The sequence below is a fragment of the Mesorhizobium calcicola genome (genome assembly GCF_042682105.1).
Taxonomy (GTDB): Bacteria; Pseudomonadota; Alphaproteobacteria; order Rhizobiales; family Rhizobiaceae; genus Mesorhizobium; species Mesorhizobium calcicola.
Window position 1 is genome coordinate 101,830 of the sequence record NZ_JBHUGY010000018.1, and the last position, 16,072, is coordinate 117,901.

Here is a 16,072-nt window from a genome sequence, read left to right on the forward strand (position 1 = left end):
ATCTCTACGCCTTGCAGCATATATTAAAATGTGGAGCATTCAAATAATGATGCGTGACCCATCTGCGCAGCATGCTGCAATGACGGAGCGTCCATGTAAGCTCCTGACAGAAGGGAAGTTCGTGAAGCCGCCCGAGCGGCGGACTTAGGCATTGGTGACGAAGTCATGATCCGGGTTGCGAAATATCATACCGATTTCGGTAACATCGAGGTTCTGCGAACCAAGGTCTCAGGTTCGTTTATCTATCGCCAGGGTGGCTGCTATCAAAGCGAGTGCGACCCGAATGGCGTCAGCGTGGTGCCCTACATACACGCGATCTTTGGTCTTCTCGCACAGGCGCAAGCGTCCGATGTCTTGATGATCGGTTGTGGTGGCGGCAGCCTGGGCACGATGCTCGATAGAGTTGGCGTGCGTGTTACGATCGTCGACATCAACCCAAAGGCTTTCCAGATCGCCCAGGAGTACTTTGGGCTACCTCGTGGGGTTCGCTGCTGCGTCTCCGATGGACGGGATTTTTTGCGCGCCGGCCGTCATCGCTACGACGCTATCGTTCTGGACGCATATTCCGGGCGGCGCATTCCGGATCACTTGTGCGCCGAGACATTCTTCGGTCTGGCGCAGACACGTCTCAAGAATTCTTGCGGCATTCTGATCGGTAACGTTCATGCCCGCCACGACCTTGACATCATGCCGGATCGTGTCGCTGCAAAACTTGGCAATGTCTGGGAGGATGTGAGACTGCTCGACACTCGCGGTACTCCGGATCGCAACGCGCTCGTCATGGCAGGCAAGGTGCGGGATCTCGTCCAACCAGTATTGTTGATCCCGCCGTCGGTTGCAGCGGACGAGATCGCGGATGACCTTGGCCAGTTGGCCTTCAGGCCTTGGCATGTGCCACGACGGGCCGCATAGCGCGTGGCGAACTCTGGCATGTCGTAAAGCCTGTCGGGCTACCGCCAGAGCCGCCTCACGCGGACAGAGACATCCTCCAGGACTGGCATGGAGGCCAGCACCATAAGAATGGCTGCAAGAAACAACGTCGCCGCAAAGCCGACCTGCTTGGAACCGACGGCGCCGATGACGCCGCCGACAAAGAACAATGCAACAAGCGACGCAAGCAGTCGCAGCTTCCTCCGGTCTGCTTTCACGAACAGTTCGTCCGAGTCATTCGGTGACATGTTCCAATAGAGCAGTTTGCCGAGTTCGATGCCCATGTCGGTCACCAGGCCGGTGATATGCGTTGTCCGGATTCTGGCTTCCGATAGTTTGGTGATGATGGCGTTCTGCAAGCCCATGATGAAGCAAAGCAGCATCACCGTCATTGGCACAAACAGCGCTTCGTGACGTGCAAGATGGCTGCCGAGCAGACCGAAACAGATCAGCAGGATCGCTTCCAGGACAAGCGGAAACGCATACTCGCTCTCTAGATGTTGCCGTCGTCCCCAATTGACCAGCATCGCTGAACAGGCCGCACCTGCGACAAACGACAGGAAGGCCCCCAATCCGGAAAGCACCAGTTCGACGTTGCCGAGTGCCAGGTGATCCGCCATCGACGAAACGATGCCTGACATGTGCGACGTGTACTGTTGGACGGCCAGAAATCCGCCAGCATTGGCCGCCCCCGCGACAAAGGTCAGGAAACGAGCGAGGTGCCGGTCGGTCCTGTCGCTACGCTCCTTCCCGGCTAGTCGACGTAGATAGAGGATCATGAGCGAACTTTGCCTTTCCTTGCGGAAAAGCGGGACCGCAAGCTGACGCGCCGGGAGAGGCTCATTGGGTGTTTCTGGAGACAAGGAAGACGAGGGGATGGTGAATGCGTGGCACGGAGGTGTGCCTTGTATGATCTAGTCTGGCCTGCCCAACAGCGTATCCGGATGCCGGAACCTGACGCCACGGCCGCCATCGTCGCTACGCACATGCTCGCTGAGAAGTTCGACGCCGGCGCGGTTCAGCGCGTTGATCACTTTCATCAAGCTATCGACAACGCCTCGCACATTGCCTTGGCTGGATTCCGTTCGTTGGATCGTCGGCAGCGAGATGCCTGCCATTTCCGCCAGGGTTTTCTGGTCGATGTTGAGAAGGGCGCGGGCAGCACGAAGCTGGGAAGCGGTGATCATCAAGGCATCAGTGTCTGAATATGAGAAATGATATTCACCATGGTATCATTGACGTATGAAACATCAATACAAAGCGAAAAATATTGATCGGCTCCTTGGCACAAATAACCTCGGCGATTATCGTATCCGCATGACTCAACGCTACAAATCCTTTCAGGAGCCGGCCGGCACCTGGACCGTCAATGACGCTCGGACCGGCCGGCCCGCCGAGATGGGCAGCCGAACCATCATTGGAATGAACCAGCAGGATGCCGAGGAACTCGTCGATCTTCTCAACGAGCTCGACCCACAAGGACAGAAAGCAAAATCATGAAGGTCAAAGACAGCAATGGCGCTCCGCTGAGCGAAGGGGATTCCGTTACGCTCATCAAGGATCTCAAAGTCAAGGGCACGTCCGTCACCCTGAAGCGCGGAACGCTGATCAAGAACATCCACCTCACGGCCAACGAGGATGAGGTCGAGTGTCGGGCGGAAAAGGTCAAAAATCTTGTTCTGCGGACGGAGTTTTTGAAGAAAGCGTAGGGGGAGCCATCCCAATCGGGCTTTACCCCGGCGCGAGGTGCCCGAAGAAGCGTCCGTCGGCGACGCGCTTGCGCGCTGGCTGGATCCAAGAGAGGCAAAGGTGATAGGAGCACCCGCGACCTGCCCCCAATTTGTGCGTAGCCCCCGCTTCGCAGCGGATCTTGTCCGTTTTCTACCTTTCGGGATGCGCCTAATACCAACGGTCAATTTGATTGACCGACGTGAGCCCATTCGCGCATTCCGATTGATGTGATGGTGTTTGGTCGTTCGATGAGCTCGCGCCAGGCCCCGCACGCGGCGTCGATGATGGCGTCGTAGCCTTCGAAGACGCGATTTGAGAGCCAGTTCTGGCGCAGATACTGCCAGACGTTCTCGACGGGGTTCAGCTCCGGCGCGCGGGGCGGCAGGAAGATTAGCGTGATGTTCTTGGGCACTTTCAGTTTGGCGGTGGTGTGCCAGCCGGCGCGGTCGAGCAGCAGAACGGCATGAGCGCGCCTGGCAACATGGCGGCTGATCTCGTCGAGATGAAGTTGCATGGCCTCCGTGTCGGCGAAGGGCAGCGCCAGCCCGGCTGCTATGCCACGCGCCGGGCAGATGGCGCCGAACAGATAGGCGCTCTTGTAGCGCTGGTCGGCCGGCTGACGGGGCCGCGTGCCGCGCCTGGCCCATTGCCGCACGATGCCATTCTTCTGGCCGATGCGGGCTTCGTCCTGGAACCAGATCTCGACCGGCTTGCCTTTGGGCAGGTCGGCCAGATGGGCGCTCAGCGTGCGCGGGAAGTTTTTTTATACGCCTCGACGATCTCGCCGTCCTGGCCCGGATGAAGTGGCCGGGCGCTGATATGGGAGAAGCCGAGCTGCTTCAAAAGCGTTCCGACGTAGCGCTCGTGATAGTCGACGCCGAAGCGTTCCTTGATGAGCCTCTGGAGATCAATGCGCCGCCAGCGCACGACGCCGTCGACGGCCCGGTCCGGCCCGGTCTCGACGATCCGTGCCAGTTCCGCCTTCTGCGACACCGACAGGCGCGGCTCCGGCCCGCCGTTCCAGGCGTCCTCGAGGCCGTCTGGACCAGCGTCGTTGAAACGGTGAACCCAATCCCGCAGGGTCTGCCGGTCCATGCCGCCGACCCGGGCCGCATCCTCACGGCTCATCCCGTCGAGAACCGCTGCCAACGACAGCAGCCGACGGCTCTGCTTGCTATCCTTCGAACTCTTGGCCAGCCGCCGCAACTCGGCTGCCGAATAGTCCGTCCGCATCTTGATCGCTGATCCCATGGCGCGAATCCTCCTCGCCCCAATGGAATCACGGTTCCGCTCACTCCGGTATCCCAAGAGAGTCAGCCGTCAGATCCTTTAGTATAAGCTACAGGATCTACAAAGTTCGCCGTACTAATATCGCACAGCCAATCCTGGAAAAGTACGGCGGGCTCCTCGTCAAGCCCTTGAAAAGATTGGTGAACCGAGCAGTCACTGGCGAACCAGTCTCCGTTTGATATTCCCTGATAACAGGCAAAAAACAGGGAAGTCCCGCGAAACGCTCGATTTGCGAGGTATGGAAGAGCGATATTATCGTGCGGTTTTAGCTATTTAGGGGAAAATTCCCAGCGCTACCTATCAGGCAAATTCGACCAGGTATCAGGCAAATTCTACCGTCGGCGATGATTTAACAGGGAAATCCGTTGTCGCTATCCGGTGTGCGATTGTCATTAGGTGGGATCAAATTGTCGTTGTCCGGGAACGCGCTGTCGTTTGATGGGAACCGGATGTCCTAGAGCGGTTGCGCAGTGAAGAAAGTCGGGAACGGTTTGCTCTTTCCCGAAAACGGGGTGCGATAAGCTGGGATGTGATTGTCGGACTATGAAGCAGGGGTTCATTCCAGCCCGCGAGGATCATCTCCAGAAACAGCTCGACTTATAACGTAAGCTGTTGCTAAATTAGCAATGACTTACGCCGCCTCAGGTAATGAGCACGATGCATCTTTTGCGGTTCTTGGTTGGGATGTTCACCACGTCGACCGTTGTGGTGATCTGGACTTACATAGCAACGGGGTCCGGCTGGAAAGCGCTCGCCTGGACCGCACTCACGTTGATTATTTTGCAAGTTGGATATTTCCTCCTGGCCTTCGGGCTTTTCTATCAGCGTTCGACCAAAAGCATGGACGCAAAACCGGAGCCCGTCAGCCCTGTTAAACCACGGCGTCGAGGTGTTTCATCTCGGTGAATGCCTAATTACCTGAATCTGGGAGGGGCAAAGTGTTCGGCGAGTCCATTACCGTTCTGATGGTCAATGAGTATCCTGACTACATTGATGCACAAGTATGGGCTGCTGAGCTGAAGACCCGTGTGCAGCAGCTGGAGTTCAGGCTTTGGCCAGACGCCGGGAACGAAAGTGACATAGATATTGTGCTGATCGACAAGGGCGCCCGTCCTGGCTTTTTTGACGCCATGACTGGGCTAAGCGCCGTCGTCTATTTAGGGGCCGGTGTCGAGGGGATTGATCTTCAGAGCTTTCCCAAGAGTGTTCCGCTCATTAGGCTCGCAACGCGTGAGCAGGCTTCGGAAGTGGCGCAGTACATCGTCCTTCGCGTTCTCTGCCAGCAACGGCATGTTGCCGATTACATGAGCTTGCAAGCCCGCAAGTTGTGGAATCCGATCGCGCCGCAGAAGATCTCCGAGACTAGAATTGTTGTGCTGGGTGCGGGCCGGATCGGTGGTTGGGCCGCCAAGATATTTGCGGACTTGGGCTACGACACGGCAGTCTGGTCTCGTCATCAAAAGACGCTTCCTGGTATACATAGTTACTTTGGCCGTGCCCAGCTCGCGGACGCACTCGCAAGTCGGGACTACGTTATCTGTTCACTTCCCCTGACTGGTGACACTCGTGGGATACTGAACTCCAGTGCCTTTGGAAAAATGAAGCGAGGTGCCTACCTTGTGAATGTCGGCAGGGGCGCGCATGTCAACGAAGCCGACCTGATCCGCGCTCTCGACGAAGGTCAGCTTTCTGGTGCTTGTCTTGACGTGTTTGAGCGTGAACCGCTGGAGGCTTCATCGCCGTTGTGGGTTCATCCTAAGGTGACCATCACACCTCATGTCGCGAGCTTCTGGGTGGATTCTGGAATCGACCAGGCCGCCGATCTCTGCGGTCAAGTCGCAAGAGGAGAGCCTCTGTCCAATAGGATCGACCTAGAACGGGGTTATTGAATCGAAGTAGCGTCTTTACCCACTTTAGCACGTTCCGATCTTCATGAAGCGCGGACATCAGCGCCTGCGTCACTGCCAATGCATCTCTAGACTCCCAATTGAGCCTTCTGTTCGACGAATCGGAACGGCGGACGGTCTTCGTGCATCCGAACGCGGCTTCGGACCCTCATCGCGAATCTGGGGCTGCCGGATACGCTTTAGAGCACGTCCCGCGATCAATGAATCGATTGTGATGTGACGTCGGGCTTCGCGGGTGATTCAACATCCACTTTGATGAGGTGGATGATGGGAAGAGCACTGAGCGACGATCTTCGATCGCGGGTCTTGAAGGCTTCGGACGCGGGCATGTCTGCCCGGCAGGCGGCGGCGCGGTTCGGCGTCGGCATATCGAGTGCAATCCGGTGGATCGCACGGGCGAAGATCGGCGAGCGGACGCCGCGGCCGCAAGGCCGTCGACGCGCGTCCAGCCTCGATGCGCATAAAGCCTTCATCGTGGGGTTGATCGATGAGCGCAAGGACATCACGCTGAACGAGATGGTAGAGCGGCTGGCGGTCGAGCGATCGGCTCGGATCAGTCGCAGCGCCTTAAGCGCCTGGCTTGGCCGGCACGGCTGGACGTTCAAAAAAAGTCCGCACATGCACTGGAGCAGGATCGTCCCGACATCCTGAAGCGCCGTCGTGCGTGGTTCGACGGCCAACTCGATCTCGATCCGGCAAAGCTGGTGTTCATCGATGAAACTGGACTATCGACCAAGATGGCCCGGCTGCGGGGCCGTGCGCCATGCGGTGAGCGTTGCCGGGCGGGCGTGCCGCACGGCCATTGGAAAACCACCACCTTCACCGGCGCACTGCGGCTGACGGGCATGACCGCCCCGTTCGTCTATGACGGCGCCATGAACGGCAACGTATTCCTGGCCTATGTCGAGCAGGTGCTGGTCCCGACCCTGTCGGAGGGCGACATCGTCGTGATGGACAACCTTCCCGCCCACAAGGCCGCCGGCGTTCGCGATGCAATCGAGACGACCGGCGCGAGGCTCATGTTCCTGCCGCCCTACAGCCCCGACTTCAATCCGATCGAAAACGCCTTCTCAAAACTCAAGGCTCTTATGCGGGCCAAAGCCGAGAGGACAATCACAGCCCTGTGGACCGCCGTCGGATCGCTCGTCGACCTCTTCACCCCAGCCGAATGCCAGAACTACTTCAAGGCCGCAGGTTATGACCCAGATTAAACCGGACGTGCTCTAGTTGAGATTGTCGGATTGCAGAGACTGCAGCGAGAGGCGTCGTCGCCCACCCTCACGGTTGGGCGACTTGCTGTAGCTGCTGATCCCTGGGGCTTAGATCGCTAGTTGGCTTTGGCCTTAAGCTTTGCAGGCGCCTGCTTCGCTGGCACGGCGGCGGCCTTGCGGCCAAGGCCAATGGTCTTCGCCATCGCGGATCGCGTTGCAGAATAACTCGGCGCTACCATGGGGTAGTCTTTTGCCAGCCCCCATTTTGCCCGATAGGCATCGGGCGTGAGACCGTAGGTTGCGCCCAAGTGACGCTTCAGCGACTTGTATTTGCGGCCATCTTCAAGGCTGATGATGTAGTCGGCAAACACAGACTTCTTGGGATTGACCGCTGGTGTTTGGACCGGTTCCGGTGCGGCAATGGGCGTGATCAGCGCGGAAAGTGCAAAATTTACGGTGGAGATCAGGTCAGGCAGTCCCGCCACTGGGGTTGCATTGTTTTGAACGTAAGCGGCAACGATGTCCGCGGTTAGTTCAAGAAGAGCGGTTTTCTCTGCGCTGGTTTCGTCGGTCAAACTTCATCTCCATCAATTTTGCCCCGGCGCTACTATTCTGAAAAACACTGCGGTCGCAAGGCAGAACGACCAACACCATCATTGGTCGGCTAATTGCTCGAGCCCAAGAGCAATCATTTGCGCCTGGCGATCGCCGAGTGATTCGACCTGGGTCGCATTTTTGAAATGAGTGCAACAATTGCACTCATTAAATGTGGCCGAAAGGTGTTCTTAAATCGGTATTAAACGGGCAATACAGTAAAAATCATCCATTTGGCTCTGTTTTTGATCAGTAAGCCTTGATTTTTGCCGCCGCCTTCGTCTCCATTTCCGCATCTACTATGTAATCAGCCGAGCGGATAGTTAGAGATGAATTCCCCATCGATCGAAATGCAGCCCGTTGCGGCCCTTCGGCCCTATGCCGGTAACGCTCGAACGCATTCCAAAAAGCAGGTCCGACAAATTGCCGAAAGCATCTCGCGCTTCGGCTTCACCAATCCGGTCCTGGTGAGCGATGCCGGTGAGATCATCGCAGGCCACGGGCGGGTCATGGCCGCCAAGGAGCTTGGAATTGTCGCCGTACCAACGCTGCGGCTTTCGCATCTCAATGCTGACGAGCGTCGCGCCTATATTCTTGCCGATAACAAGCTTGCGCTGAACGCAGGCTGGGATACGGAGATCCTGGCGATTGAGTTGCAGGCGCTGATCGACATTGATTTCGATGTGACTTTGACCGGCTTCTCGCTGGCGGAAATCGACCTAACACTCGACCAGGCAAAATCGGCTTCCACGGACGCAAATGATGCTGCCGATCTCATTCCCGAACTTCCAGGCGAGGCGGTCTCGAAGCAGGGTGACCTTTGGCTGCTTGGCCGCCATCGCTTGCTGTGCGGTGATGCCCGATCGAGCGATGACGTCACTCGCCTAATAAGTGGCGAGACAGCCGACCTGATCTTCACCGACCCACCATACAATGTTGCCATCGACGGCAATGTCGGCGGCCTTGGTTCTGTCAGGCATCGTGAGTTTGCGTTCGCTTCTGGCGAGATGAGCAATGCCGAATTCACCGAGTTTCTGACGGTGACGCTGTCCAATGCCTCCCGCGTTTCCAAGGATGGCGCGATCGCGTTTGTCTGCATGGATTGGCGCCATATGCGCGAGCTTCTCGATGCAGGGCAGGCGGCATTCACCGAACTCAAGAACCTCTGTGTTTGGAATAAGTCGAACGGCGGCATGGGCAGCTTCTATCGCTCGAAGCATGAGCTGGTGTTCGTCTTCAAGATCGGCACTGCTCCCCACACCAACAGTTTTGGCCTTGGCGAGACGGGTCGATATCGGACCAACGTCTGGGACTATGCCGGCATCAGCAGCCTCGGCGCCAACCGCATGGATGAGCTCGCCATGCATCCGACTGTAAAACCAGTCGCGTTGGTCGCCGACGCGATCAAGGACTGTTCGCGGCGCAACGAGATCGTGCTCGATCTATTCGGCGGCTCCGGCAGTACGCTTATCGCCGCCGAGAGCTGTGGGCGGCAAGCCAGGCTTATCGAATATGATCCGGCCTATTGCGACACCATCATAACACGCTGGCAGAGCTACACCGGGAAAGCGGCCGTTCTTGCTGAAGGTAGTATCCCGTTCGAAGCTGTGGCGGAATCGCGACGAGGGCGCTCCGGTTCTTGGGATGAGGAAACCTCGATGCGGAGGCAATCCAATGTCGGCTGAGGGCGATGGCAATGACGACATCAAGCGCCAGGTTTTATTCGGAACCGGTTATGGTAAGCCGCCAATGGCAACACGTTTCGAAAAGGGACGCTCCGGCAACCCTGCAGGGCGGCCGCGAAGAGCGGCGCCGGATCTATCGATGGCGGAGCAGCCAATGCTGGGTGCGGTGCTTAAGGCAGCGAATAAGAAAATCCAAATGATCGAAGGCGGCAAGCCGATTGAGCTGTCTGCTAGGGACGCTGTCGCACAGAAAATTTTCGTTGACGCCATCAAAGGCAATGCCCGCTCGCAGGGGCTGGTATCGGACTTGATCACAAGGGCCGACGAAGCCCACGCGCGGGAAATGCGGCAACGAAACGAACTATGGGAATGGTATAAGGCCGCCAAGACGGCTCAACTCGAAGATGCGAAGCGGCGAGGTGAGCCCGCCCCAAGCTTCCTCCCCCATCCAGATGATATCGTCACTGACCCCCACACAGGTCCAAGGTTTGTGGGGCCAGTCGATGAGGATGAGCAACGGGAACTGGAGCGGGCACTGCAACTGCGGGAAACGCTCATCATGCAGGATGCGCTTGATCACAAATCGACCCACAGACCAGACGGCCGGCAATTCAATGATCCTGGGGCCGCAATGGTGATGGCGATGCTTCTGGAGAAGGCCATCCCACCTCGTCTGCGGCTCTCTGACATCGAGTGGATTCACAGGCAGTTCAAATACGAGGGTATTTCAAAGCGAACGTTGCTCAAGCTTTTGTTCACTGCCTGGCGCAAGATCGGACGCCCTCGACAGCGCGGCTACCTGTCACTTGACCTTCGCGTCGTAAAAAAATGGTTCGAGGATTTCGGTGCAATGTATCAGGAGGTCCAAGCTGGGAATCTCGACGTCGACGCCATGGCGAGAGGCGAGTTCGACCATGCGGCATTGGATTTCATGGAGCGACGAGGGCTGCATTGACCTCTAGCGTCGCGCGTTTTCGAGACATTTGATCCCTTATCGGCCATAAGGGCGATTGCTGGCTTGCCCGCTCGCGCTGGACGCCAACGATATCGAAATGGCCGACGTCGTAGCACTTGGCCTTGAGCCATGCTTGTGATGTCCCGGTTCGATAGGTGCAAGCGATTAACTCACCGGCGGCGCTTGGCTGTCGAGTATGCGGGCAATCTGCTCACAGGTCTCATCGACACTGTAGCCATCGGTGTAGAACGTTGCCGTCGCCAGTGACGCGTTTGACGGGTGCTCCAGGAACGGCCGGTTTAATGCGACAAAATTCGCCCTTTCGTCTTCCGGTACCTCAGCCCTGGCGCATAAGATGTCCAGCGAGCGCTCGATATCTGGCGAGGGCAGCAGATAAACGACATGTGATGCGCGCTTGACCGCGGTCTGGACGCGCGCCAGAAGCACGTCGTCCTCATAGACTGAGTGACCTGCGCCGAAGTCGATGATCGTATCCGGATAGTCGAGAAGCACCTGCTCCACCGCATACGCCTCGAACGGTTTCCAGTAGTCGAAACGTGCACGCCAGCCCATTGCCTTGACACGCCGCCTCTCTTCCCGCCGGTCATAGCCGATCTGGTAATAGTATCCCCAACGTACGAGATCGAGGGGGATGTTGGGCAGTGACAAACGGTCGGAGAGGCGCTCCGCAATCGTGGACTTGCCGGAGCAGATCGGCCCTATCAGCACCAAACGTGTCATTCTAAACCGGCATCCACCCGATGATCGGCTTGTTGCGGTGAAATTGTCACCATGTGCGTGCATTGGCAAGCCCAGACCGTCGACACCTCGTCGCCACCGGGGCTGCCTTGCGACGACGTGGGTGGCGACGGTGCTTTCCATGCCAGGGATGTCGATTTCGTCTTCACAAGGCGTATCTGTCCCGTGGTTTCCGTTGGTAGGCATGACAACCGGGCCGCTCACGCCGGCGCTGGATCAGGGCGCGGCCGCAGTTCGGCGATCAGTCGCAGGATCTCGGCGAACAGCATCCTCGGCACGGCGACCTCGGCCATCTGGAAGGCGACATAGCGGCCGTGGCTGACGAGCTTGGCGCCGATCTTGATCAGCTTCTCCCTCCGGCTGGTCAGCGACCAGTCGTCTATCGGCTCCGGCGTTGCCAGCGTGCGCAGGAAGTTGCCGAGATTGTAGGCGAGCGCATGAAGCTGAAGCCGCACGGCATTGGCAGTGAACGTCCGGGACGACAACCGTGTCCACTTGATCGCGCCTTTGCCTTCCTTGATCCACTGCTCGCAGGTGCCGCGCTGATTGTAGAAGGCGACAACCCGCTCGGCCGGGCGAGACAGGTTGGTGACGATGAAGCCGACGCGGGGACATAGCTCGCCCGGGTGCCACTCGACTTTGGCGTCTCGAAACGGAGGCGTTCCAATGTCCGCTGAGAAGGGAAAGGGCACTTCCAAGAAGGCAAAATCGGTCGAGCTCAGCCAGGATCTTCAGAACGAGATCACGCAACGCATCATCTTCGGCGCCGGCTACGGCAGTCCGCCAGAACATACGCGTTTCAAGAAAGGCGCCCCCTCGCCAAACCCAAGAGGTCGACCACGTAAGGCACTGCCTGATCTGTCGCTTGCTGAGCAACCGATGCTTGAAGCCGTGCTCAAAGGCGCCGACAAAAAGGTTACTATGCGCGAGGGTGGCAAGATCACAGAGGTTCCCGCACGTGCGGCGCTTGTACACTCGGTTTATGCCAACGCCCTAAAAGGCAATGCTCGCTCTCAAGGCCTAATAGGGGATTGGTTGCAAAGAGCCGACGAAGTCAAAGCTCGAGAAATCAGGGAATCCCGCGATTATTGGCGGACCTACCAACGGGTTGCCCGTGAGCTCATTGCCGAAGCAAAGGCAAAAGGTGAGAGCGAACCTATTATAGTACCGCACCCCGACGACATCATCCTCGACGACGAGAGCGGCGCGCGCATCATCGGGCCTTTTGACGAGGAAAGCGCCAGGAAAACACGGAGTACAATAGACTACCGACATGCCTTCATTCTCCAGGCAGCTCTGGACGAACGGTTAATGCCCGACCTCAGACACGATGATCCGCGATCGGGGCCCGGAGCAGCCTACGAGGTTGCAAGGATGATGAACCGGTCTTTGCCACCAAGACTGAGGCTTTCCGAAGCGGTGATGATTTACAAGGTCGACCTGTATTCTCGCCATCCCCAACGGTGGCTCCTCAAGGAGGTCTATTCGACATGGCGCAAGCTGGGTAAGAAATTCAAGCGCGGGCAGCTCTTTCCCAGTCTTGGATGGGCGGTGGAGAAGCTTACGCTGATGCTCGATCTGCAGGCAGCTGCGGGAGACGGCCATCTGGAAATCGATGCGATTGCCAACGGTCATTTCGATGAAACGGCACGAGAGTTTTTCGAGGAGAGAGGCTTTGTGTTTGAATGACGCAGGGCCGTCGACAGAACATAGCGCCGGCCTGCTTTGGTCTCGCGCTGGAGCCGCAGGTCTACTTAGCTTCACGCCTCGGCTCGCGCTGGCGGTCTTTACTATGGCTATCAAAAGAATCCCAACCGATAGCGTGGCAACCCCGTATGATATATGATGGTCGTCTAATTTGACCGCTTATCCCGGGGGGGAGCCAATTTTGGGGATGTCCAGTTCTACAGGAAGAAAGGTGCTGTCGAGGAGCGTGGTCGAAATGGGCCTCTTCTCCGCAGTGATGAACACCCTGGTGTTAATTCTGCCTCTCTATATGCTGCAGGTATATGATCGAGTTTTGCCCGCCGCCAACCTGGATACTCTCACCTACCTAACCTTGCTGGCGCTTGCGTCGCTTTTGCTTTTCGGAGTGCTCGAAGTCGTGCGGGGCGTGTATGCAAGCCGACTCGCCGCGCGACTGGATGTCTCTTTGGGTACATCGTCTTTTCTCGCGGCAATGAGTGGCCCCCGCGCTGGACTCGGCGATGTCCAAGCCTTGCGAGACTTAGCCACCCTGCGAGGTTTCATCGCTTCACGAACGATTTTCTTTCTCTTCGACCTTCCTTTTGGGCCAATCTTCGTGGGCCTGCTTTATTTCATCCACCCGTTGCTTTTCCTTGTAACGGTCGTCGGAGCGGTTCTCATGGTTTCCATCGCCGTGCTGAACCAGGTCGCGAGTTCGCGGCCTGGCAAGGAGGCGGCGGAGAATCTTAGCGCCGCAATGAATTCGGCGCAGGCCTTCGCGCGAAACTTCGAAACGGTTCGCGCGCTCGGCATGGTGTCGAACGCGATAGAGTTCTGGGGCACTCGTTTTTCCGGCTCGCTGCACGCCTCCGATGGGCTCGCTCGCACCAACGCATTTTACGGCGGTGTGTCCCGCACCACACGATCGGTACTGCAAATCGCGATATTGGGCGTCGGCGCTTATCTGGTTCTGCACAACGAGATGACCGCCGGTATGATATTTGCGTCGTCGATGATTTCGGCGCGCGCCTTGCAACCTCTTGATCAGATCATTGGAAGTTGGCGGCAGGTCATCGACGCCAATCTTGCATGGAAGCGGCTTTCAGCTGCCCAATCAAGGTCCGGACCAAAGGAAAATGTTGCATTGCCATCGCCTCAAGGGGCGTTGAGCGCAGATCAAATAGTCTATCATCTTCCGGGTTCGGCCGACGGGTCGCTGCCGCTGATAAAACGCTTGACCTTTGAAGTAGGCGCCGGCGAAACAGTCGCGATCGTCGGGCCAAGCCAGGCAGGAAAATCGACGCTGGCGCGCCTCATAGTCGGTGCCATTGAGCCCCGTTCCGGAGCGATCCGCATCGATGGCGGCGATATTCGAAACTGGGATCCGGAGGAACTCGGCCGTCATATTGGCTATCTTCCGCAGGATGTGGAACTTTTCCCAGGGACCATCGGCCAGAACATCGCACGTTTTGAGCCAAATGCGCCTGATGAGAAATTGGTTCAAGCAGCGCAGCAGGCGCAGGTGCATGAGCTTATCCTGGGTCAGAGGGACGGGTATTCGACGGTGATCGGCCCGACCGGCGTTCGCCTCTCGGGTGGCGAGCGTCAGCGCATTGGGCTCGCACGCGCCTTTTACGGCGATCCCAAGGTCCTGGTTCTCGACGAGCCCAATGCGAATCTTGATTCCGACGGCGAAGCCGCACTCGAGCGGGCGATCATCCAGGCGCGATCACGAAAAACGACCGTGCTCGTCATAACCCACCGTCCCTCCCTCGCTTCCAAATGCGATCGTATACTCATGCTGCGCAATGGCCAGGTCGAGATTTACGGTTTGACCAAGGACGTGCTCGACCAACTTGCCCAGCGACGGGGCCAAGCGGCGGCGGCCGCGGCCGCTCAGTCCTATGACAACGAAGGAGTGGTGCCTTTCCCGTCACCTGCTCGCGTGGACGTAAAGGTCGCCAATGACGGTTCCTAGCCAAACCATCCAGACGGGCGCTAAGACGTATCGCTGGCAGCGCGACATCGATACACGCACGGATCGGATCACGCTGGCGGGATATGCAAGCGTGGCCGTTTTCGTGCTCGGCTTCGGGTTCTGGGCAGCCACTGCACCGATTGCCGGAGCAACGATCGCGCCGGGTGTGGTCGCAGCAGCAGGGCAGAATGTTATGATCCAGCACCTCGAAGGAGGTGTCGTCGGCAGCATTAGAGTTCGCGAGGGTGACAGGGTCTTAAGAGGCCAGGCCCTGATCGTGCTCGATCCGACGGTGGCGCAGTCCCAGCTCAACCGCGTTCTCAAGCAGTGGGTTGCAGAAAAGGCTGAAATTTCTCGGCTCGAAGCAGAACGGGACGGCCTTGAGAAAATTGTCTTGTCCAGTGACCTGGGAGCCTATTCAGGCGCCTCCGAATATAGCGGTGTCTTCGGAGAGCAAAACAAGGAATTTCAGGCGCGGCTAGCGCGTTACGGCGCGGAACAGGGGATTCTGAAGCAAAGGGTGGCAGCTCTTCAGGACGCCGTTGTCGGGTTAAAGGCTCAGAAGGAGGCAGCGGAAAATCAGCTCGCGATCGTCAACGAGGAGACGGAAAGAAAAAAAGACCTGCTGAAAAAAGGACTCACGAATCGTTCCGAATATACCGATCTTCTGCGCAGCACTGCCGAGCTGGTCGGCCAGGCAGGATCTCTGGAAGCGCAGATTGCCAGCTCGGCGACCCAGACCGTAGAAGCGCGCCAGCAGATTGAAAGGCTTACAACCAGCCGGGTCGAGGATGCCGTCACGGAACTGAACAAAGCCCGGGCACAGGTCGCGGACCTCGAGGAACAAATCAACGCTGCTCGATCGGTCCTGGAGCGGACGACCATCCGGGCGCCTGTGGATGGCATCATCGTCCGATCGCTTTACAATTCCGAAGGCAGCGTCATCCGAGCAGGGGAGGTGGTGATGGAGCTTCTGCCGACCACGAACGAGCTCATCGTCGAGGCCAGGATAAAGCCCGAAGACATCGACTCAATCCGAGTGGGGCAGGACGCAAACATGATGTTCACGGCACTCAACGCGCGCACGACGCCGAAAGTGCCTGGAAAGGTGTTCTACATTTCGGCGGACCGGCTGATAACACCCAGCACGGGACTGCCTTACTTCACCGTCCGGCTTAAAATGGCCGACAAGCTGCCACCGCATGTCAAGCCCGAGCAGATCTATCCCGGCATGCCGGTCGAAACGTTCATCTCAACCGGCGAACGAACGTTCCTGGCTTATCTGACCAAGCCCCTTGTGGACTCGTTCCAGCGCGCCTTCCGGGAGAGATAGAGCAATTCCAGGA

The 16,072-nt window shown here is 57.9% G+C and carries 14 protein-coding genes and 2 pseudogenes; 10 read left to right on the forward strand and 6 right to left on the reverse strand.

Annotation, left to right across the window (positions count from 1 at the left end; translation table 11 throughout):
* The first annotated feature begins 165 nt into the window (after nt 1-165).
* Entirely contained in the window at nt 166-912 is a 747-nt protein-coding gene (locus tag ACFSQT_RS10840; RefSeq protein ID WP_379018371.1) for a spermidine synthase, read from the forward strand.
* Between the two features lie 41 nt (nt 913-953).
* On the opposite strand, the pseudogene ACFSQT_RS10845 reads toward ACFSQT_RS10840, so the two are convergent.
* Both ACFSQT_RS10845 and ACFSQT_RS10850 read right to left on the reverse strand, forming a co-directional pair.
* A pseudogene (locus tag ACFSQT_RS10845) lies at nt 954-1,709 on the reverse strand (YoaK family protein); the annotation flags it as partial.
* Between the two features lie 135 nt (nt 1,710-1,844).
* Complete coding sequence (locus ACFSQT_RS10850) at nt 1,845-2,117, reverse strand: helix-turn-helix domain-containing protein (RefSeq protein WP_379018373.1); 273 nt, start codon at nt 2,115-2,117, stop codon at nt 1,845-1,847.
* A gap of 55 nt (nt 2,118-2,172) precedes the next feature.
* Here ACFSQT_RS10850 and ACFSQT_RS10855 point away from each other — a divergent pair, with 55 nt between their 5' ends.
* The gene (locus tag ACFSQT_RS10855; RefSeq protein ID WP_379018375.1) at nt 2,173-2,430 is read left to right on the forward strand and encodes a hypothetical protein; all 258 of its coding nucleotides are present in this window, start codon (nt 2,173-2,175) and stop codon (nt 2,428-2,430) included.
* Nucleotides 2,427-2,639, forward strand: coding sequence for an alkylphosphonate utilization protein (locus tag ACFSQT_RS10860; protein WP_379018377.1), 213 nt, complete (start codon nt 2,427-2,429; stop codon nt 2,637-2,639). The genes ACFSQT_RS10855 and ACFSQT_RS10860 overlap by 4 nt, the downstream gene beginning before the upstream one ends.
* A gap of 203 nt (nt 2,640-2,842) precedes the next feature.
* On the opposite strand, the gene ACFSQT_RS10865 is transcribed toward ACFSQT_RS10860, so the two are convergent.
* Nucleotides 2,843-3,912 (reverse strand): IS630 family transposase gene (locus tag ACFSQT_RS10865; protein WP_095088284.1). Its coding sequence is split into 2 segments (ribosomal slippage): nt 2,843-3,426 and nt 3,426-3,912, totalling 1,071 coding nucleotides; the frame shifts between segments, so codons are not numbered across the junction.
* Between the two features lie 977 nt (nt 3,913-4,889).
* On the opposite strand from ACFSQT_RS10865, the gene ACFSQT_RS10870 reads away from it, so the two are divergent.
* A complete protein-coding gene (locus ACFSQT_RS10870) occupies nt 4,890-5,840 on the forward strand; it encodes an NAD(P)-dependent oxidoreductase (RefSeq protein ID WP_379018379.1) in 951 nt (316 codons plus the stop codon).
* Nucleotides 5,841-6,125: 285 nt separating this feature from the next.
* Nucleotides 6,126-7,069, forward strand: a protein-coding gene (locus tag ACFSQT_RS10875) for an IS630 family transposase (RefSeq protein ID WP_379018015.1) whose coding sequence is annotated in 2 segments (ribosomal slippage) — nt 6,126-6,462 and nt 6,462-7,069 — 945 coding nt in all. Because the reading frame shifts where the segments join, the coding sequence is not laid out codon by codon here.
* Nucleotides 7,070-7,185: 116 nt separating this feature from the next.
* Here the strand turns inward: ACFSQT_RS10875 and ACFSQT_RS10880 are convergent.
* Complete coding sequence (locus tag ACFSQT_RS10880; protein WP_379018381.1) at nt 7,186-7,644, reverse strand: Ros/MucR family transcriptional regulator; 459 nt, start codon at nt 7,642-7,644, stop codon at nt 7,186-7,188.
* A gap of 348 nt (nt 7,645-7,992) precedes the next feature.
* Between ACFSQT_RS10880 and ACFSQT_RS10885 the strand changes: the two genes are divergently transcribed.
* On the forward strand, nt 7,993-9,348 hold the full coding sequence (locus ACFSQT_RS10885) for a site-specific DNA-methyltransferase (RefSeq protein ID WP_379018383.1): 1,356 nt from the start codon (nt 7,993-7,995) through the stop codon (nt 9,346-9,348).
* Complete coding sequence (locus tag ACFSQT_RS10890; RefSeq protein WP_379018385.1) at nt 9,338-10,303, forward strand: DUF5681 domain-containing protein; 966 nt, start codon at nt 9,338-9,340, stop codon at nt 10,301-10,303. The genes ACFSQT_RS10885 and ACFSQT_RS10890 overlap by 11 nt, the downstream gene beginning before the upstream one ends.
* Before the next feature lie 165 nt (nt 10,304-10,468).
* Here the strand turns inward: ACFSQT_RS10890 and ACFSQT_RS10895 are convergent, their stop codons facing one another.
* Both ACFSQT_RS10895 and ACFSQT_RS10900 read right to left on the reverse strand, forming a co-directional pair.
* Nucleotides 10,469-11,044 carry a shikimate kinase gene (locus tag ACFSQT_RS10895; RefSeq protein WP_379018387.1) on the reverse strand — a complete coding sequence of 192 codons (576 nt, stop codon included), beginning with the start codon at nt 11,042-11,044 and terminating at the stop codon, nt 10,469-10,471.
* Nucleotides 11,045-11,262: 218 nt separating this feature from the next.
* Nucleotides 11,263-11,706: pseudogene (locus ACFSQT_RS10900) on the reverse strand (transposase); the annotation flags it as partial.
* A gap of 22 nt (nt 11,707-11,728) precedes the next feature.
* Here ACFSQT_RS10900 and ACFSQT_RS10905 point away from each other — a divergent pair.
* The 3 genes from ACFSQT_RS10905 (at nt 11,729) to ACFSQT_RS10915 (ending at nt 16,059) form a co-directional block, all read left to right on the forward strand.
* Nucleotides 11,729-12,751, forward strand: coding sequence for a DUF5681 domain-containing protein (locus ACFSQT_RS10905; protein WP_379018389.1), 1,023 nt, complete (start codon nt 11,729-11,731; stop codon nt 12,749-12,751).
* A gap of 205 nt (nt 12,752-12,956) precedes the next feature.
* Nucleotides 12,957-14,726, forward strand: coding sequence for a type I secretion system permease/ATPase (locus ACFSQT_RS10910; RefSeq protein WP_379018391.1), 1,770 nt, complete (start codon nt 12,957-12,959; stop codon nt 14,724-14,726).
* Nucleotides 14,713-16,059: an HlyD family type I secretion periplasmic adaptor subunit gene (locus ACFSQT_RS10915; protein ID WP_379018393.1), complete on the forward strand. Its 1,347-nt coding sequence runs from the start codon at nt 14,713-14,715 to the stop codon at nt 16,057-16,059. Before ACFSQT_RS10910 ends, ACFSQT_RS10915 begins: the two co-directional genes overlap by 14 nt.
* Nucleotides 16,060-16,072: the final 13 nt, after the last annotated feature.